Genomic DNA, 17,751 nt, shown 5'->3' on the forward strand with positions numbered 1-17,751 from the left:
AATTATACAGGATCTTGTCATTTCGACCGAAGGGAGAAATCACACTAGTAATTCGACAAAGATTGGCGACCTTCTTTGTCAAAGTTTTAAACTTTGACAAAGATTTCGCAGTGAAAAAATTGGAAATTGGAATTTAAAATATTAGAATTTTAAAGTTTTGGAGCTATTTCCTGCTGTCCGCTATATCTTTTTCTTGCTAAAAAAGCAAGAAAAAGGATACCGCTTCGATCAGGGCTAGGGCTTTAGTTTTCAGATAGATAATGTTAGATCATGAGACTTCTTAGAATTAATAAAATTTTTTTACATGAATTTTCTCTATAATAATTTGGAAAATCGAAAAACAATTCACAATATTTGCAGACGAAAAAATTAATAACCCTTTAATAACGAAGAAAAATGTTTGTACTTACATCATCATCTCAAAGCTTCACACCAAACGATTTTGGTGCAGCGCTTCTTCGTGGCTTATTTCAATCTTAGAAATTCATTTTTAGATATATAAAAAAGCCCGAAGACATTTAGTTTCGGGCTTTTTTTATTCTAGACACTTCAAATTTTCCCGAATAATCGATTTATTATTTATCCCAAAAGGATAAAAGATTTAGCAATTTAATTTTAGTATACTTTTTCGAATGGAAAATTACACTAAGAACGATTATGTATTATGCAGTCGTTTTAAAAGTGAAAGAAAAAAGAAAAGGTTAGTAAAAGAAGATTTCGAAAAAAAATTACGCCAAACTTTTAATCAAAGAAAGCAATTGTTTAATGCAGTTCGAGATTTACCTCTTGTGGCATTAGATATACCTTATCAAAAGGGCTGGTTTAGGTTTTTTGTTTTAAGACCTGATGTATTAATTGGTCCAAATGCAGGTTTCTTCATAAATCTGTTGGAAAAAATTAATACTTATCAATATTCAAGTGAAAAATCCTTTACCAAGCGTAAAAGGAAATTTGGTAAGAAAATTTCTGTTCCATCAGAACAGTTTTTGAAACCGATTTCGGTAAGTGATTGGAATTGCAAAAAATTAGGATTGACTGAAAATGAGAAATCTTATTTTACATTAACCAAAAAGTGGTCAAATACCTTTGGGAGATATATAATTTATTATCGATTTGATGAACCCTGGAGGTTTGTTTTACGAATAAAACCATACATAGTTACACATAAAAAAGCTGTTGATTCAGATTTAGAAAGTGAACTTCGGGTTTTAGAAAATTATATTACCAACTGTAATTTGAACTATAAAATAAACAGATTAGTTAAGGGATATGCTCGTTGTCCGGATTGGATAGGTTACCAGAATCCGAAAGAGTTAAACCCAATTAAAAATAAAAATCGGCATTTATTGTATCAACAGTATGTCGATGAAATGATATAAATCATGGGAAATAAATTATCCGGAAAGGACCTGATTAAGCTAGGCTTTCCAAAAAATAATTCAATAAATATTGCCCTTGGGCAAATAAACAGATATAGAAAAAGAGAAAAAAAAGAATCTATTCTAACAGAAGCCAAAGAAGTTTTGCTTCATCCTGAAAAGTTTGAAGGACATGGAACTTGGGGAAAAGTGGCAGAAGGTTTAATAAATCCGGTTCATGTAAGAATGCATCAGCTCAAAACAAACCGAGTTCCATTTACCATTTTTGGAGAAAATGAAATCGACGAACAAGCTAAATTTCAGTTGTATGATTCATTGAAATTGCCAATTTCAGTTGCAGGAGCTTTAATGCCCGATGCGCATTCAGGTTATGGATTACCAATTGGAGGTGTTTTAGCAACAGATAATGCAGTCATTCCATATGGAGTTGGAGTTGATATTGGCTGCCGAATGAGTTTGTCAATTTTTGATTTACCAGCATCACATTTCAAAGGAAAAGAACATCAATTGCAGGCAGTTCTAAAAGACAATACCAAATTTGGAATGAATGAAACACACGCCACAAAAGCGGATCATGAAGTTTTTTATAAAAGTGAATTTCAGGATATTCCATTATTGAAAAATCTTTTGCCTAAAGCCTATAAACAGTTAGGAAGTTCAGGTGGAGGAAACCATTTTGTAGAATTCGGGATTGCAAAGATTGATAATCCGGAGAACGAATGGAAGCTTGGAGTTGGCGAGTATTTTGCTGTTTTGTCACATAGTGGTTCCCGCGGTTTGGGTGCAAATATTGCGAAACATTACACATATTTGGCAACTAAACAATGCCCTTTACCAAAAAATGTTCAGCATTTGGCCTGGCTTGATTTGAACACACATGACGGTCAGGAATATTGGCTGGCAATGAATTTGGCTGGTGAATATGCAAAAGCATGTCATGATGATATTCATAGAAGACTTGCCAAAGCGATAGGGAAAAGAGTAGTGGTTACAATTGAAAATCATCACAATTTTGCCTGGAAAGAAATGGTAAATGGTCAGGAATGTATCGTTCATAGAAAAGGTGCAACACCTGCCGCTGCAGGTCAATTGGGAATTATTCCCGGATCGATGACAGCTCCGGGTTATATTGTGAAAGGCAAAGGAAATGCAGAAAGTTTAAATTCGGCTTCGCATGGAGCTGGACGTTTATTTTCGAGGGCTAAATGCAAAGCTACTTTTACGCAAAGTGAGATCAAAAAAGTATTGCAAGCCAATGATGTAACCTTAATTGGAGGAAATATCGATGAAGCGCCAATGGCTTATAAAGACATTACAAAAGTGATGGGAAATCAAACAGATTTGGTGGAAGTTCTGGGAACTTTCACTCCAAAAATCGTTAGAATGGACCGATAAAAGAAATTAAAATGGAAAAAATAATACAGATAACTGCAGGTCGCGGACCTGCGGAATGCACTTCGGTAGTTGCCCAAGTGCTTAAAAAAGTTTTGGACGAAGCAGAAGAACAGGATTTGGATGCGATTTTACTTCAAAGAGAAGTAGGTGAGGAAAACGGTACGATTGAAACGGCAACAATCTCTGTAAAAGGAGAAAATGCAATTGCATTTGCAAATTCCTGGATTGGAACGATTCAATGGATTGGACAAAGTCAGTTTAGGAAAATGCATAAACGTAAAAATTGGTTTATTGGCATTTTTGAGATTGAACCACAAAAGAATACATCAATTTCTGAGAACGATATTCAGTATCAGGCGATGAGAAGTTCCGGAGCCGGCGGACAACATGTGAATAAAGTAAGTTCGGCAATTAGAGCAACTCATATTCCAACGGGAATTGCGGTTGTGTCGATGGATAGCCGTTCGCAACACCAAAACAAAAAACTGGCAACAGAAAGATTATTAAAAAAACTAGAAGACGAAACTTTGCAGCAACTTAAAAATCATGTTGGAAAACAATGGGAAAATCAGCTGAATATTCAGAGAGGGAATCCTGTTAGAGTTTTTTCCGGAACTGATTTCAAGAAGAATAAAATTGAGAAAAGTTACAAAGGAATTCGTCAGAAACTAAAAACAGATTTACGAAATGAAAACAATTGATAAATACCTTTTTCAGGCTTTGGATAATTACCCGTATTCACTTGAAGAAACGATTGAATCTTTAGATTACGCTTTTTCTTATGATGCCAAAAATACAATGGTTTTGTGTTTGTATGGAAGAATTCAGGCAGAGCAATTATGGAATTACGAAGAAGCGAAGCATTATTTTCAAGAAGCTTTAGCTATTAATATTCACGCACTTGAAGTTTATCCCTATTATTTACAGACTTTAATTTTGAACGAAGACTATGAAGAGGCACAAAAACTGATTGATTTTGCTTTAACGATAAAAGGAATAAACAAGTCAGAAATTTTTGTAAAGAAAGCAATTCTTCTTGAAGCGCAACAACAGTTTAAAGAAGCATTGGCAGCGATTAAAAATGCTAAACTTTCTACTTTGCAATTTGCCTTTGAATCCGATATTCTTGAAATAGAAAAACGAATTAAAGACAAAATAGATTTGATGAAGAATAAAAAGAAGCCCAGGAAATCAAAAAAAGATTCAAAAAAGAAATCAAATTGATTTTGATGTGAAGCAAAAACGATGCAAAATTGCATCGTTTTTTGTTTTTTTTCGCCATGAATGGCACGAATTAGCACGAATGAAATATGAAAATCTGTGTTAATCAGTTTAATCCGTTAAATCTGTGGGCTATTTACTTCCAGTGTAATTCTAATGCAAAGCAAGTTTTTTCACCTTTTGTAATACTGAATGTCGCACTCGTATGATCATCATCTTCACTTTCGTGAATTACGACATTATCTTTTAATGAAAGCTCTTTCATGAAATTCATTTCGAAGCTTTTTACTTCTTGTTTTAGGATTCGTTTTTCATCGACATGATCAAGACACCATTCTAAATATTTGACATTATTGACATGATTTACAATGTCTAAATCAGACAAATAAACTATTTTTTCAAAAATAGCTCCTTTATCATGATTGATGTTTATTTTAGAAAAACCTTCGTTTGTGGCGCGATTCTCAGGAAATAATTCAAAATGTTCGTAAGGCAAAGCTAAAGCTTCCGGACGACGTACTTGTGTATTAAAAACGGCCCAATAGGTTTCACAACCTACTATTTTCTTACCGTTTACATACATTTCAAGGGCACGAACAGAACGTGAATTTTCTAAACTGTTGATCCATGTTTTTACAGTTACAACATCTTGCCATTTTGGTAAAGCGGTGATTTCAACGCGCATTCTGCTTAAAACCCAAGCCTGATGAAATTCTTGCATATCAAAGAAACTGATACCTCCAACTTCTGAATGTGCTGCGGCGGTAAGTTGTAAAATATTACATAAGTCGGTATATTTTAGGAAGCCATTAGGCGTGCATTGCGTAAAATTGATTTCCCAGTCTTTGCTTAAAACCGATGTGAAATTTGGAGATATTGGCATTGGTAACTTTAGATTTTAGATTGTTGATTTTAGATTTTAGACTCAATAAACGAGATTACTTCGCTTTTTGGTGTTGCATAATCAAACCATTTTGTTGCTTCATTTCTTTTAAACCAGGTAAGTTGTCTTTTTGAGAAACGTCTGGTGTTTTTTTTGATTTCTTCAATTGCAAAAGGCAAAGAAAAATCTTCATCAAAATAACTAAATAATTCTCTATAACCCACGGTTTGAAGCGCATTTAACGCTTTATTAGGATACAATGCTTTTGCTTCTTCGAGTAAACCTTGCTGCATCATAATATCAACTCGTTGATTAATACGGTCGTAAATTATTTGTCTGTCGGCTTCTAAACCTATTAAAATAGGAGTGAAGTTTCTGTTGTTTTTCTTTTGGTTTAAAAAAGAAGAATAAGGTTTCTGTGTTCCGATGCAAACTTCTACAAAACGCATCATTCGTTGTGGGTTTTGAAGTGTTTGAGAATTTTCCAGTGTTATTTTATGAAAGTAATCAGGATCTAAATGCTGTAATTGCTGTTGTAAATAATTGATTCCGAGTTTCTCATAATTCGTGTTTACTTCAGAGCGTATTGCGGGATCGATTTCTGGGAATTCATCAAAACCTTTTAGAATGGCATCTACATATAAACCTGAACCACCGATGAGTATAGCAAAATCATTATTTTGGAATAATTCTTCTATTTTAAGAAGTGCTTCTTTTTCGTAATCGCCAACGGTATAATTTTCGAAAATCGATTTATTTTGAATGAAGTGGTGTGTTGCTGCTTGTAATTCTTCCTGATTTGGAACAGCTGTACCAATTGTCATTTCTTTGAAAAACTGACGGCTGTCACAAGAAATTATTTCGCTTTTAAAATGTTGTGCCAAAGCAATACTCAAGGCTGTTTTGCCTATTGCTGTTGGTCCGACGATGGTTATTAAGTATTTCATATTTTTTAGCCCAGATGGGAATGGAAACCCCGGACTTATATTTGTTAGTTTTTTTGGGATAAAAGAGCGACTTTAGAAGCTCCTTTTATGCCTTAAAAAACAACAAAGATAAGGAGGAGTTGGAATGTACAGCTGGAAATAGCTCCTTAAATTAATTATTTTGGCAATTCGGTTCCGCATTCGTGACAATATTTTGCACTATCAAAATGTATTTGTGATTGGCATTTTTCGCATATTTTTTTGCTGCTTACTGAATTATTTTTGAGACTGCTCCTGGCAAATTCGGCGGTTACAATTCCGGTTGGGACGGCGATAATTCCGTAACCCATAATCATTACTAACGAAGCTAAAAATTGTCCTAAAGGCGTTGCCGGCGAAATATCTCCGTAGCCCACTGTTGTCAGGGTGACAATTGACCAATAAATACCCATAGGAATACTGGTAAAGCCACTTTCTTTTCCTTCGACGACATACATTAGTGAGCCAATAATTACCGCGCTTATAACGACAAAATAGATAAAAACCAGAATTTTTTCTTTGCTGGCTTCCATAGCTTCCCGAAGTTGTTTGGATTGTTGTGAAATTTGCGGGATATGCAAGATTTTGAACAATCGGAAGAAGCGCAGGACTCTGGCAATGGTTAAAACGTTTGTAGGAGGAAAAAAAATCGATATATACATGGGCAATATTGCCATTAAATCTATTATTCCATAAAAGCTAAAAACATATTTAAGCGGTTTTGGTATCGAAATAACACGTAAAATAAATTCTATAGTAAAAAAAACAGTGATAATCCATTCGCAAACGAGAAGTTGTGAGTGGTATTTTTGATTGATACCTTCTACTGTGTCCATCATGACCAAAAGAACACTTAGTAAAATAAGCCCCAAAAGTACCAGATCGAACAGACGCCCTAAAAAAGTATTACTGCCGTAAATAATAATTTGGGTTTTTTGCCTGAAGATATCGTATTTTGATTTTATCTTTTTCATATCTACAAAGATAATGAAAGTTTTTATGTGTTAAAAATAAAGAATTTTTAGTGACTTGGTTTTTCGGATGTGGTTTTGAATAATGTTCCTTACATCCCGATTGTGGGGCATTGGAATTAAGATATTTTTTAGGATCTCAATATTCGTAATTTGATAATTCAGGTCGTAATAGGCATAACCTTTATAAATTCCGTTTTCGATTAATACGGCACTTCTTTCGTTTACGTTTCGACCTCTGTCGAGCAAAATCATACTTTTATTTTCGAAACTGTTTTCAGATATAAATTGCTGAACTCGAGTGTTGTATTCTTCAGGACTTACTTCGCCAATACAAGCGCCATCACATTCTTTTATTTTATATTGAAAACACTCTTTTTTGGTTTGATATATTCCTGTTAGCTTTTGGCACAAATGATATTTTGATGTAAAATTGAAAAGTGCATTTTTACCTTCTTGTAAAGTGCCAAAGGAAGTAATTTCTTTTTTTCGTCCGTCTGCTTTTTCAAGCTTAAGATTCAAATAGCCATTTGCATCTTTTTCAACATATACTGCATATTGGAAAATGGTTTTTCGTTGGGAGCGATTGTGCCTTGGTCGGTGTATTTTTATTTCTTCACTTTCTTTTAAAAGTGCTAGTAATTCACTTCCGGTTTCGTCATATGTTATGGTAAAAACTTCGGCTTGAATTTTTTTGCTTTTTGTGGTGATTCCGGTAAAATGCTGATTAATTCGCTTCTTTATATTTTGGCTTTTGCCAATGTATATCAAATTTCCTCCTTCATTATAGATATAGTAAATACCTGTTTTTGCAGGTATTTGCGCTAAAAGATCCAGTAATTTTGGAGCAATTCCTTTTTCGACTTCGAGTTTTATAAAATCTTTTACGATTGTTTTTTCTAAGTCTTTTTCAAGTAGCATTTTAAACAGCTTGGTGGTTGCCATTGCGTCTCCACTGGCGCGATGTCTGTCTGCCATTGGAATCCCCAATGCACGAACCAATTTCCCTAAACTATAAGAGGGTTGCTCGGGAATTAACTTTTTTGCAAGTTCAACAGTGCAAAGTGTTCTTGCTTCGAAATCATAACCTAAACGTCTGAATTCAGTGCGTAAAATTCGATAATCAAACGAAGCGTTGTGCGCTACAATGATACAATCTGAAGTAATTTCAATAATTCTTTTTGCGACTTCAAAAAACTTTGGAGCTGATTGCAGCATCGCATTATTGATTCCGGTTAATTTAACCACAAAGGGCTGAATCGGAATTTCGGGATTGACGAGGCTAATGAATTGATCGATTACTTCATGACCATCAAATTTGTAAATGGCGATTTCGGTAATTCCTTCCTCATTAAACTGGCCTCCAGTGGTTTCTATGTCTAGTATTGCGTACATTTTTAATGTCAATTTCAAAAATCAATGGCAATATCAATTTTAAAAATCAATTTCAATTTCCGAAAATTGTTATTGTAATTGCCATTGTCATTGTAATTGAATTATTTTTTATTTATTATCATTTTTGATGAAATTGCAACTAGTTGTTCTACTTCAATTAAGAGTTTACTTCTTTTATCGCTATCACCTTCTTTAATATAATCTAGAATTTTTAATGAGTTTCTGGATTCTTTTAACTCTTTTACAACTAATGAAACTTTAAAAATAAAATCTTTATCAGTTATTGTACCTTGTGCTTCTCCAAAATTTAAAGACGCACTTCCGGATGATCTAATTAATTGATTCTTATAATATTCGTTTTCAAATAATCTTTCTAATTGTCGTGTAAAGAAAATACATTCTCCGGCAAAACGAACCAATCGATCTTCAAAATTGAATATTTTTTCCATTTAAATTATTGATTTATACTTTTAAAATTGGACATTGATTTTTGCAATTGCAATTGATATTGAAAATCAACGGCCTCCAAAAATGCTGCTTCCAATTCTTACCATTGTGCTGCCGCATTCAATTGCAAGTTGATAATCTCCTGACATTCCCATGGAAATTGTTGAAAAATTATCTATTGTAGAGGCGCACTGCAGTGCGCTTTTACGTTGATGTAACGAATTAAAAATAGATTTTAAATGTGTAAATTCTTTTTTAATTTGGTTTTGATCTTCTGTGAAAGTTGCCATTCCCATTAACCCTAAGATACGAATGTTTTTCATTTCTTTGAATTCTGAAGAAGATAATAATTCATTTAATTCATTTTCATCCAAACCAAATTTAGTTTCTTCTTCAGCAATATGTATTTGAAGCAGACAATCGATAATTCTATTATTTTTTGAAGCTTGTTTGTTGATTTCCTGTAATAATTTCAAACTGTCAACTCCATGAATCAAACTCACAAATGGTGCCATAAATTTGACTTTATTCGATTGCACATGACCAATCATGTGCCATTGAATGTCTTTTGGCATTTCTTCCCATTTATCAGTCATTTCCTGGATTTTGTTTTCTCCAAAAATGCGTTGACCAGCTTCATAGGCTTGCATTAAGTCTAAAACAGGTTTGGTTTTTGAAACCGCAACAAGAGTTACGTGTTCAGGTAAACTTGCTTTGATTGTATTTAAATTTGACGTTATTGACATTTTTCTTTTTTTTCTTGAATTTGCAATATTACCAGCCTTTCGTCTATGATTATTTTTTCGTCTTTAAATTTCTTAAATGCATTGAAAATCTGCATTATTCCTTCGTCAGAAAATGTTTCGAATGAATTTAGGATGTAATTATCTTTTTTGTTTTTTACTTTTAAATAAAAAGTCGCCCCACATATTCCTCTTCGAGAAGCATTAATTCTTATTTGAATATTGGTTTCTTTAATATTTAGTGATTTTAGCCATTGCTTATTAAACGTTTCACCATGTAAAACAATACTGTTTTCTTCGAAAGTTACTATATCAATATTACTTTTACTTCTTTTGATAATTATAAAACCACAAATAATCAAAAGAAAGATTTCAATTATAATTTTAAAAAAAATTGAAAGGTTAAAAACGAGAATTATCGATGAAAGAAGAATAAATTCAATAAAAAAAGCCAAATTGTTTAAACGAAAAAAACGCTGATTGAAATTTTTATATTCACTCTCAAATGTTATCATAGTTTAAAAATCTTAAACAAACTGCTTAGAGATTTTCTCTGCTTTTTTACTTTCGCTATAATCGTAAAAACCTTCACCAGATTTAACGCCTAATTTTCCGGCTCTTACCATATTTACTAATAATGGGCAAGGAGCATATTTAGGATTTTTGAAACCTTCGTACATCACATTCAAAATAGCAAGACAAACGTCAAGACCAATAAAATCAGCTAATTGAAGCGGTCCCATTGGATGTCCCATTCCTAATTTCATTACAGTGTCAATTTCGTAAACACCTGCAACTTTATTATATAACGTTTCGATTGCTTCGTTTAGCATTGGCATCAAAATTCTGTTTGCCACAAAACCAGGATAATCGTTTACTTCAACAGGAGTTTTACCTAATTTTTCAGATAAATCCATGATAATTTTGGTCACTTCGTCGCTGGTATTGTAACCGCGTATGATTTCGACTAATTTCATAATTGGCACCGGATTCATAAAGTGCATCCCGATAACACGTTCCGGATGTGCTACTACAGCCCCGATTTGCGTAATTGAAATTGAAGAAGTATTGGTGGCTAAAATAGTATTGTGAGAACAAGCTTCGTTTAATTGTTTGAAAATATTCAGTTTTAACTCTATATTTTCAGTTGCAGCTTCGACTACTAGATCTACGCCAACAACTCCGTCTTTAATATCTGTATACGTAATAATATTAGTGATTGTTTTTGCAACATCTTCCTGCGTAATTGTACCTTTAGAAAGCATTCGGTCTAAATTGGCAGCAATAGTTGCCATTCCTTTATCCAATGATTTTTCAGAAACATCAATAAGTTTTACTGTAAAACCACTTTGTGCAAATGTATGAGCAATTCCGTTACCCATTGTTCCTGCACCAATTACTGCTATAGTTTTCATTTATTTTTTGATATAATATTTATGATTTTAGCCACGAATTCACTAAATATGTTGTGCATTCGTGGCTAATTTTATTTTTAAAAATCTTTTAATTATTTGTCGAAGCAATCAATAATCTGATACGCTACTCTAAGCGCATCCGTTGCTTGTTCCAGCGTTACAACTGGTGTAGTATCCGTTTTTATTGCATTTGCAAATGATTCTAATTCATCCAGAATTGCATTATTTTGCTCTACATCAGGATTGGTAAAATAGATCTGTTTTTTTACACCTTCGGCATTTTGCAGAATCATGTCAAAATCTCCGGGAACTTCTGGAGCGTCTTTCATACGAACTACTTCGCATCTTTTCTCTAAAAAGTCAACTGAAATGTAAGCATCTCTTTGAAAGAAACGTGTTTTACGCATGTTTTTCATCGAAATTCTACTTGCGGTTAAATTTGCAACACAGCCATTTTCGAATTCAATTCGGGCATTTGCAATATCAGGAGTGTCACTAATTACTGAAACTCCGCTAGCGTGAATATCTTTTACTTTTGAATGAACAACGCTCAAAATCGCATCAATATCATGAATCATTAAATCGAGAACTACAGGAACGTCCGTACCACGCGGATTAAACTCTGCCAAACGATGTGTTTCTATAAACATTGGATTTTCGATCATGTTTTTTGTAGCAATAAACGCCGGGTTAAAGCGTTCAACATGACCAACCTGACCTTTTACATTGTATTCTTTGGCTAAAGCAATAATTTCTTCAGCTTCATCTATAGTATTGGCAATTGGTTTTTCTATAAAGATATGTTTACCTGATTTGATGGCTACTTTTGCACATTTATAATGCGAAAGTGTTGGTGTAACAATATCGATTACATCCACAGCGTGGATTAATTTTGCAATAGTACTGAAGTTTGTATAGCCAAATTCTTTTGAAATTCTTTCGGCATTTTCTTGATTTTCGTCGTAAAATCCAACTAATTCGTACTTGTCAGATTGTTGTAATAAGCGTAAATGTATTTTACCAAGATGACCAGCACCTAAAACTCCTACTTTTAACATGAGAATGTATTTTAAACAAAAATATAATTTATTTGTCGAACGGGAAAATGAATGTAATAAAGATTTAACGATTTAATGATTAATAAGGCTTTTGAGAAATATTATAAAAATAAAAAAATAAGATTATAATAAAACTCATGCTTAAAAGAAATAGATAACGATTTTCATTTTTCAATTCTCTTTTATTATTTACAACCATAGTACAGGAATAATTATCATGCATATTTATTCCGGGAAAAAAGGAAAAACTTTCGAAAGGAATAAATCTACAGAGAGTACGCTTTAGAATCATTGAAAAAGTTGGTAAATTCCCATCTTCATCGCTTACGTAGCACCCTGTTAAAAATTTTGCAGGTGTTGATTGAAATATCGATTCAAAAGTTATGTAGTAGATAAATTTGATCATACAAAAAAACAGTAAACTACCAAATTTATCTCCAAAAGCTGATTTGAAAGAAACAAAAAGAGTAACTGGATTATCACTTCTATCTGCATAAAGAATAAAACCATAACAGACAATAAATATTAAAGAGGTATCAATAAGCAAATTCAAAAGGCGCTTATAATTTGATACATTTTCTAGATTATCGTCAATTGTTTCGTGTTCATCATTAACAATGTTGGTTTCTCTAGTATTTAAATCTTTAGTTATGAATCGATATGAGATATAAATATAGGATAAGGCAAATAGTATATAGATAGCACTATAGATATCTAGTTTATTGATCTTAAAAAAAAGAATAGCCGAAAAAATCTTTATTGTTGAATCTAAAAATATCAAACTGTAATTAAATATTAATAATCTAGTTTGTTTGTACTTTGAAAAATAATAAATAAAAGTACCAGAAAGGAAAGTAAGAAAAAAAGATAAATTTAAAAGCCCCATAGAAACAGTACTATTTTCTGAATTCCCATGAATTGAATGTCTTGGAATATAGATTTCCATTCCTGCGAAACTATACGGCTGACTACTAAATACTGCAAGATTTAGAAATTCCGTAACATCTTCAAAATTATAAAAAACAAAAAAGAAGGATCTTAAAATTCCCATTAGTGAAAAAAGTAAGGACAAGACAAGTATAGTTTTCTTCATAAATTATTAGTTTTCATTGCAATTAAGGTTTTAACCAAAAATAGATATTAATTGATTAAAAAGTAGTTGATATTTGATAATTTGTTTTCTTATTTTTGCCAAAATAAAACCTACCTATTTTGAAAGACACTGCCAAACATCAAGGACTTCGCAATCAATTAGTAAGCACTTTAGAACAAAAAGGAATTACTGACAGAGCGGTCTTGGATGCGATAAAAAAAATCCCGAGACACCTTTTTTTAAATTCAAGTTTTGAAGATTACGCTTATCAGGATAAGGCTTTTCCTATAGGAGCGGGGCAAACTATTTCGCAACCTTATACTGTTGCTTTTCAATCGCAATTATTAGAAGTTAAAAAAGAACATAAAATTTTGGAGATTGGTACCGGTTCAGGTTATCAAACTGCAGTTTTATGTATGCTTGGAGCTAAAGTTTTTAGTGTTGAAAGACAGAATGAGTTATTTAAAACGACCTCAAATTTGTTTCCTAAATTAAATATTCGCCCTAAACATCTATCTTTTGGCGATGGTTACAAAGGTTTACCAAGTTATGCGCCTTTTGATAGTATAATTGTTACAGCTGGAGCTCCGTTTATTCCGCAACCGTTGATGGCGCAGCTTAAAATAGGAGGAAGATTAGTTATTCCGTTAGGAGAAGATGTTCAGATTATGACATTGTTGATAAGGAAAAATGAAACGCAATTTGAAAAACATGAGTTTGGAGAGTTTAGATTTGTTCCTTTATTAGAAGATAAAAATTAAAACGAAACCCACTAAATTAGTTAGTGGGTTTTATTTTTATTGCGCAATTATACTAATATATCGTTCTAAGTTTTCTTTTTCAATTTGAGCAACAAAAAGCAAAAAGTCTTCTTTATTGTTTTTAGTCTGAGCCGTTTCTAAAGTTTGATAATATTGCATGCGATTATCATAATCTCCTTTAATGTTAGCAATAATATATCCTTTTTGTAATAAAATTAGATTCATGACCAAACGGGAAGTTCTTCCGTTTCCATCAATAAAAGGATGAATTGTCACTAATCTTTCATGCATTTCTGCCGCCAGAATAACAGGATGTAACTTATTTTTGTTGATTTCATACCAAATGAAATAATCTTCCATTTCTTTGGCAACCATAAAAGGTTGTGGAGGCATATGTGTACTGCCTTTGATCATAACTTGTACTTTTCGGTATCGGCCTGCATCTTCTGGAATTATTCCGCGTAAAATTAAATTGTGAATAGATAAAAGATCGCGTTCATTTAATGAAACATTTCTTTGCGTTAAATCTTTAATAAAACCAATTGCTTCATGGTGATTAATAGTTTCTAGATGCTCGCGCATACTTTTGCCTGAGATAGTCAATCCTTCATTAATAACCATATCTGTTTCCCGAAGTGTCATTGTATTGCCTTCAATTCTATTGCTTTCAAAAGTATATTCTAATTCTAATGCCTGAGTAATTCTAAAGCTGTCATATTGACGGTATCTGTCTAATTTTTCTTTTAGAATATCGATCTCTTTTAGAATTTTTTCTAATGAAGTTGAAAGTTTTAATTTTGAAACAGTTTTGTTGTATTTGATTTCCTGTTCAGCAACTTCTAATGCTTTTAATGCAAATTCATCATCACCAATTTCATAAAGGATTTTTTCTTTTAACCACGCAACCATTAAAGTTTCGTAATCAATCTCTAAAAGCTGTGATAATTTTATAATTTGATCTTTGGTTGGTTTGCGTGAACCACTTTCGAATTTACTGATCAAAGCCTGATCAATACCAAGTAATTGGGCCACTTCCCGAGTTTTTAACCCTTTTTTCTCTCTTGCATTTTTAAGAAGTGATTTCATTTTTATTAAACTTTATATTGTCTTGACAAGTTTAGTCATAATTTTTCGATGTAAAAAAGCAATACATGAAAATATTGCTTTTAAATTATTTTATTTTGGAGGAAGTGATCCGTCTTTTTTCATTTCTTGTACAACTGCCTGCATAATTGCGTCAACAGTTTGACCTAAGTCAGTTACGTAATCAGATTTTGTTGTTCCGGTCCAGATTAGTTTGTTTTCTTTTAAGGAAAATATATTTGTTTCTACCATATAAGATGTTGTTTCCTGGTAATATCCCGGATCGTAGAAATTTGGTGAATACATGCCGTACCAGTTTCCAAAACCATAACCATACATACCGGTGTACATTCCATCAAATCCGCCATAATACATTCCCGTATACGTTCCGGGAACATAAGTAGTTTCCTTGTCTTGGCTTACCAATCGCATTGTAATTACTCCATCAAAATTTTCGTCTTGCAAAATTTTTAATTTCTGTTCCTTAGTAAGTTGTGACGTACTTTCGTTTAAGTATTGATAAGAAGTTTTGAAGATAGGGTTACTTGCTGCAATCCTATTTTCAGCAACTCTCCTTGACGCTTCATCTTTTACTAAAACAACAACAAGTACTTTTTTGAAATGCTCCTGAGCTACTGTTATTTTTGGGTCTCTCCAACTATTAACAATAGAAGTATTGCTTCCGCAGCCTGAAAGCACAATGATAGCCATTAATAAAATTAAGTGTTTTTTCATATCTACAATTTTTATGATTGTAGTAAAAATACGTATAAAAATTCAAGAAAGGCTTATTGTATCTAAATAACTTTTAATTGTAAGCTTTTTTTATTCGGTCTAAGTCTCGTTTGGTATCTTGTTCTTTTAGAGATTCACGTTTGTCGTAATTTTTCTTTCCTTTACAAAGACCAATTTGCAACTTTGCTAATCCTTTTTCGTTGGTAAACAATTTTAGCGGAACGATCGTAAGTCCTTTTGCCTGTACATTTTTATGCAGGGTTTTTAATTCTTTTTTATTTAAAAGTAATTTTCTCTCGCTTCTGGCTTTATGGTTAAATTGATTTCCAAAAGTATATTCTTCGATATAAGTATTAATAGCAAAAAGCTCGAGATTACTAAATTCACAAAAACTTTCTGTGATATTAGCTTTACCCAATCGTATAGATTTGATTTCAGTTCCGGATAAAACAATTCCGGCAGTATACGTATCGATTATCTCGTAATCAAAACGTGCTCTTTTATTAAGGATGTTGACTGTTTTTAACATAAGGACAAATGTAAAACAAAAATGAAAAACTTTAATGAGTTCTAAGATAATTAAAAGTTTTTTTTAACCTATGACTTTAATCAGGTTTAAGGAAAAAGCTTACGTATAAGTTTGTTGAATAATTTAAAACAAACTTAAAGATGAAAAAAATTTTAACACTAGTTAGTATTGCATTTATTGGTTTAACTGCAAAAGCTCAGGATTCTAATCAGGGTTTAAAAGGGGCTTGGTTTGCAACTTCTCAATTTGGATACCAACAAACGAAAACTGCCGATCTAAAGCATACAAATTTATCGGTAATACCAATTGTAGGAACCTTTATAACACCAACTGTTGCTGTTGGTGCGGGATTGGGTTATATTAATATGAAATCGGATCCAACCTTAGTTTCAAAAGCTTCAAAAACAGATTTAATTGTAATTCAGCCATTAGCAAGAAAATATTGGAATGTTGCAGGTTCTCTTTATTTCTTTGGACAAGCGGCTTTGCCAATTATTACAGGTAAAGAAAAAGAAAAAGACACAAAAATTAATCAGTTTGGTTTGTCTGTCTCAGGAGGGTTTGATTATTTCGTGACAAAATACTTCTCCGTTGAGTTCTCTTATGATCTGGTGAATTTTACCTCTACAACCATAGATCTACAAGGAGGTCCTAAAACTACTGTTACTAATTTTGGATTGGCACATATGGCAAATGTCGATTCAGCGTATTTAGCGGGAGGTTCAAGTTTAACAACGCCGCTTTCTGTTGGATTTAAATTTATATTCTAAAATATTGTCAATTGATTTAGATTTCAATTTACTAATTTTGTAAAAAAGAAAAGACCGTACTTTTTTAAAGCACGGTCTTTTTAGTATCATTTAAAAAGTATAAAATGCAAAATCAATCTAAAGATCCTTTACACGGAATTACACTTCAAAAAATTTTAGAATCATTAGTTGATTATTATGGCTTTGATACTTTAGGAGAATTGATTCCTATAAAATGTTTCATGTCAAATGCGAGTGTAAAATCAAGTTTAACTTTTTTAAGAAAAACGGATTGGGCTCGCAAAAAAGTAGAAGATTTATATCTTAAATCGCTGCCAAAGTTTACGAAATAGTTACAATTTATAAGAAATCATAACGCCCCCGCGATATGGAAGCCATTCGCCGCTTTTGTTCCAGTTTGGAGCTTTTTCATAACGTCCCGGAGTTCCATCATTGTAGTAACCATGATAAAAACCTTGATGCCAACCACCGCCTGCAAAAATATCAAGCAAAAATTTATCACTTAATTTAAGGTTATATCCCACTGTTACACCTAAGCGATAACCAAAACCATGTTCATATTTGTTCGTGTCCCAATAATTCCATTTTTGTAATTCGTAAATATCGGGACCAGCGTGAGCACCCACATAAAAACCATTGTATTTTTCTTTAAAATGATAACGAACCTCTGGAGTTAAAGTGTAGAATTTCATTGGATTATGACCATTAATAGATTCCCAAAAAGAAGCCATCACATCAACACTAAAAGTCGTTTTTTCTCCAATACTGGTTTCAATTCCAATATTAGGTATTGCAAACAATGCTGTTGCTCCATTAAATTTAATAAAAGTTTGACTTTGTGATTGTATTGAAAAGAAAAGAACAAGTAGAATTAATAATTTTTTCATGTCATATTTATAAAGAAATGC

21 protein-coding genes are annotated in these 17,751 nt (G+C 32.5%); 7 read left to right on the forward strand and 14 right to left on the reverse strand.

Features of this window, described 5'->3' with window-relative positions; genetic code table 11:
• The first annotated feature begins 632 nt into the window (after positions 1–632).
• Genes EAH81_RS00100 through EAH81_RS00115 form a run of 4 tightly spaced genes read left to right on the forward strand, consistent with a single transcriptional unit; the run spans position 633 to position 3,998 of the window.
• Entirely contained in the window at positions 633–1,379 is a 747-nt protein-coding gene (locus tag EAH81_RS00100; RefSeq protein WP_140502196.1) for a hypothetical protein, read from the forward strand.
• 3 nt (positions 1,380–1,382) lie between these two features.
• The gene (locus EAH81_RS00105) at positions 1,383–2,774 is read left to right on the forward strand and encodes an RtcB family protein (RefSeq protein ID WP_140502197.1); all 1,392 of its coding nucleotides are present in this window, start codon (positions 1,383–1,385) and stop codon (positions 2,772–2,774) included.
• Between the two features lie 11 nt (positions 2,775–2,785).
• Positions 2,786–3,475: a peptide chain release factor H gene (gene prfH, locus EAH81_RS00110; protein ID WP_140502198.1), complete on the forward strand. Its 690-nt coding sequence runs from the start codon at positions 2,786–2,788 to the stop codon at positions 3,473–3,475.
• Positions 3,462–3,998, forward strand: coding sequence for a hypothetical protein (locus tag EAH81_RS00115; protein WP_140502199.1), 537 nt, complete (start codon positions 3,462–3,464; stop codon positions 3,996–3,998). The genes prfH and EAH81_RS00115 overlap by 14 nt, the downstream gene beginning before the upstream one ends.
• 133 nt (positions 3,999–4,131) lie before the next feature.
• On the opposite strand, the gene EAH81_RS00120 is transcribed toward EAH81_RS00115, so the two are convergent.
• The 10 genes from EAH81_RS00120 to EAH81_RS00165 all read right to left on the reverse strand — a co-directional run bounded on the left by EAH81_RS00120 (position 4,132) and on the right by EAH81_RS00165 (position 12,965).
• On the reverse strand, positions 4,132–4,878 hold the full coding sequence (locus EAH81_RS00120) for an acyl-[acyl-carrier-protein] thioesterase (RefSeq protein ID WP_140502200.1): 747 nt from the start codon (positions 4,876–4,878) through the stop codon (positions 4,132–4,134).
• A 29-nt stretch (positions 4,879–4,907) separates the two neighbouring features.
• Positions 4,908–5,825, reverse strand: coding sequence for a tRNA (adenosine(37)-N6)-dimethylallyltransferase MiaA (gene miaA / locus EAH81_RS00125; protein WP_140502201.1), 918 nt, complete (start codon positions 5,823–5,825; stop codon positions 4,908–4,910).
• Positions 5,826–5,980: 155 nt separating this feature from the next.
• Positions 5,981–6,817 carry an ion transporter gene (locus EAH81_RS00130; protein ID WP_140502202.1) on the reverse strand — a complete coding sequence of 279 codons (837 nt, stop codon included), beginning with the start codon at positions 6,815–6,817 and terminating at the stop codon, positions 5,981–5,983.
• A 30-nt stretch (positions 6,818–6,847) separates the two neighbouring features.
• Complete coding sequence (locus EAH81_RS00135) at positions 6,848–8,209, reverse strand: exonuclease domain-containing protein (protein WP_140502203.1); 1,362 nt, start codon at positions 8,207–8,209, stop codon at positions 6,848–6,850.
• Positions 8,210–8,310: 101 nt separating this feature from the next.
• A complete protein-coding gene (locus EAH81_RS00140) occupies positions 8,311–8,658 on the reverse strand; it encodes a four helix bundle protein (protein ID WP_140502204.1) in 348 nt (115 codons plus the stop codon).
• 66 nt (positions 8,659–8,724) lie between these two features.
• Entirely contained in the window at positions 8,725–9,402 is a 678-nt protein-coding gene (locus EAH81_RS00145) for a YggS family pyridoxal phosphate-dependent enzyme (RefSeq protein ID WP_140502205.1), read from the reverse strand.
• Positions 9,393–9,854: a hypothetical protein gene (locus EAH81_RS00150; RefSeq protein ID WP_161595765.1), complete on the reverse strand. Its 462-nt coding sequence runs from the start codon at positions 9,852–9,854 to the stop codon at positions 9,393–9,395. Before EAH81_RS00150 ends, EAH81_RS00145 begins: the two co-directional genes overlap by 10 nt.
• 72 nt (positions 9,855–9,926) lie before the next feature.
• The gene (locus EAH81_RS00155; RefSeq protein WP_140502207.1) at positions 9,927–10,814 is read right to left on the reverse strand and encodes a 3-hydroxyacyl-CoA dehydrogenase family protein; all 888 of its coding nucleotides are present in this window, start codon (positions 10,812–10,814) and stop codon (positions 9,927–9,929) included.
• 92 nt (positions 10,815–10,906) lie between these two features.
• Positions 10,907–11,872 carry a Gfo/Idh/MocA family protein gene (locus tag EAH81_RS00160; protein WP_140502208.1) on the reverse strand — a complete coding sequence of 322 codons (966 nt, stop codon included), beginning with the start codon at positions 11,870–11,872 and terminating at the stop codon, positions 10,907–10,909.
• A gap of 79 nt (positions 11,873–11,951) precedes the next feature.
• On the reverse strand, positions 11,952–12,965 hold the full coding sequence (locus EAH81_RS00165; RefSeq protein WP_140502209.1) for an RDD family protein: 1,014 nt from the start codon (positions 12,963–12,965) through the stop codon (positions 11,952–11,954).
• Between the two features lie 119 nt (positions 12,966–13,084).
• Between EAH81_RS00165 and EAH81_RS00170 the strand changes: the two genes are divergently transcribed.
• A complete protein-coding gene (locus tag EAH81_RS00170) occupies positions 13,085–13,726 on the forward strand; it encodes a protein-L-isoaspartate(D-aspartate) O-methyltransferase (RefSeq protein ID WP_041518722.1) in 642 nt (213 codons plus the stop codon).
• Positions 13,727–13,762: 36 nt separating this feature from the next.
• On the opposite strand, the gene EAH81_RS00175 is transcribed toward EAH81_RS00170, so the two are convergent.
• The 3 genes from EAH81_RS00175 to smpB all read right to left on the reverse strand — a co-directional run bounded on the left by EAH81_RS00175 (position 13,763) and on the right by smpB (position 16,073).
• A complete protein-coding gene (locus tag EAH81_RS00175; protein WP_140502210.1) occupies positions 13,763–14,812 on the reverse strand; it encodes a Fic family protein in 1,050 nt (349 codons plus the stop codon).
• 90 nt (positions 14,813–14,902) lie between these two features.
• Positions 14,903–15,544: a DUF4136 domain-containing protein gene (locus tag EAH81_RS00180; protein ID WP_140502211.1), complete on the reverse strand. Its 642-nt coding sequence runs from the start codon at positions 15,542–15,544 to the stop codon at positions 14,903–14,905.
• Positions 15,545–15,617: 73 nt separating this feature from the next.
• Complete coding sequence (smpB, locus tag EAH81_RS00185) at positions 15,618–16,073, reverse strand: SsrA-binding protein SmpB (RefSeq protein WP_140502212.1); 456 nt, start codon at positions 16,071–16,073, stop codon at positions 15,618–15,620.
• Positions 16,074–16,213: 140 nt separating this feature from the next.
• On the opposite strand from smpB, the gene EAH81_RS00190 reads away from it, so the two are divergent.
• Positions 16,214–16,843: an outer membrane beta-barrel protein gene (locus EAH81_RS00190; protein ID WP_140502213.1), complete on the forward strand. Its 630-nt coding sequence runs from the start codon at positions 16,214–16,216 to the stop codon at positions 16,841–16,843.
• Positions 16,844–16,947: 104 nt separating this feature from the next.
• Positions 16,948–17,175, forward strand: a complete 228-nt coding sequence (locus EAH81_RS00195; protein WP_140502214.1) for a VF530 family DNA-binding protein — start codon at positions 16,948–16,950, stop codon at positions 17,173–17,175.
• On the opposite strand, the gene EAH81_RS00200 is transcribed toward EAH81_RS00195, so the two are convergent.
• Positions 17,176–17,730 carry a DUF3575 domain-containing protein gene (locus EAH81_RS00200; RefSeq protein WP_140502215.1) on the reverse strand — a complete coding sequence of 185 codons (555 nt, stop codon included), beginning with the start codon at positions 17,728–17,730 and terminating at the stop codon, positions 17,176–17,178. It abuts the gene before it with no gap.
• Positions 17,731–17,751: the final 21 nt, after the last annotated feature.

This window comes from Flavobacterium pectinovorum (assembly GCF_006438875.1).
Classification (GTDB): Bacteria; Bacteroidota; Bacteroidia; order Flavobacteriales; family Flavobacteriaceae; genus Flavobacterium; species Flavobacterium pectinovorum_A.

What these genes read in the sequence shown, in the direction of transcription:
- EAH81_RS00100 (WP_140502196.1), top strand. Translation starts at nt 633, where the DNA reads ATGGAAAATTACACTAAGAACGATTATGTATTATGCAGTCGTTTTAAA.
- EAH81_RS00105 (WP_140502197.1), top strand. Translation starts at nt 1,383, where the DNA reads ATGGGAAATAAATTATCCGGAAAGGACCTGATTAAGCTAGGCTTTCCA.
- prfH (WP_140502198.1), top strand. Translation starts at nt 2,786, where the DNA reads ATGGAAAAAATAATACAGATAACTGCAGGTCGCGGACCTGCGGAATGC.
- EAH81_RS00115 (WP_140502199.1), top strand. Translation starts at nt 3,462, where the DNA reads ATGAAAACAATTGATAAATACCTTTTTCAGGCTTTGGATAATTACCCG.
- EAH81_RS00120 (WP_140502200.1), bottom strand. Translation starts at nt 4,878, where the DNA reads ATGCCAATATCTCCAAATTTCACATCGGTTTTAAGCAAAGACTGGGAA.
- miaA (WP_140502201.1), bottom strand. Translation starts at nt 5,825, where the DNA reads ATGAAATACTTAATAACCATCGTCGGACCAACAGCAATAGGCAAAACA.
- EAH81_RS00130 (WP_140502202.1), bottom strand. Translation starts at nt 6,817, where the DNA reads ATGAAAAAGATAAAATCAAAATACGATATCTTCAGGCAAAAAACCCAA.
- EAH81_RS00135 (WP_140502203.1), bottom strand. Translation starts at nt 8,209, where the DNA reads ATGTACGCAATACTAGACATAGAAACCACTGGAGGCCAGTTTAATGAG.
- EAH81_RS00140 (WP_140502204.1), bottom strand. Translation starts at nt 8,658, where the DNA reads ATGGAAAAAATATTCAATTTTGAAGATCGATTGGTTCGTTTTGCCGGA.
- EAH81_RS00145 (WP_140502205.1), bottom strand. Translation starts at nt 9,402, where the DNA reads ATGTCAATAACGTCAAATTTAAATACAATCAAAGCAAGTTTACCTGAA.
- EAH81_RS00155 (WP_140502207.1), bottom strand. Translation starts at nt 10,814, where the DNA reads ATGAAAACTATAGCAGTAATTGGTGCAGGAACAATGGGTAACGGAATT.
- EAH81_RS00160 (WP_140502208.1), bottom strand. Translation starts at nt 11,872, where the DNA reads ATGTTAAAAGTAGGAGTTTTAGGTGCTGGTCATCTTGGTAAAATACAT.
- EAH81_RS00165 (WP_140502209.1), bottom strand. Translation starts at nt 12,965, where the DNA reads ATGAAGAAAACTATACTTGTCTTGTCCTTACTTTTTTCACTAATGGGA.
- EAH81_RS00175 (WP_140502210.1), bottom strand. Translation starts at nt 14,812, where the DNA reads ATGAAATCACTTCTTAAAAATGCAAGAGAGAAAAAAGGGTTAAAAACT.
- EAH81_RS00180 (WP_140502211.1), bottom strand. Translation starts at nt 15,544, where the DNA reads ATGAAAAAACACTTAATTTTATTAATGGCTATCATTGTGCTTTCAGGC.
- smpB (WP_140502212.1), bottom strand. Translation starts at nt 16,073, where the DNA reads ATGTTAAAAACAGTCAACATCCTTAATAAAAGAGCACGTTTTGATTAC.
- EAH81_RS00190 (WP_140502213.1), top strand. Translation starts at nt 16,214, where the DNA reads ATGAAAAAAATTTTAACACTAGTTAGTATTGCATTTATTGGTTTAACT.
- EAH81_RS00195 (WP_140502214.1), top strand. Translation starts at nt 16,948, where the DNA reads ATGCAAAATCAATCTAAAGATCCTTTACACGGAATTACACTTCAAAAA.
- EAH81_RS00200 (WP_140502215.1), bottom strand. Translation starts at nt 17,730, where the DNA reads ATGAAAAAATTATTAATTCTACTTGTTCTTTTCTTTTCAATACAATCA.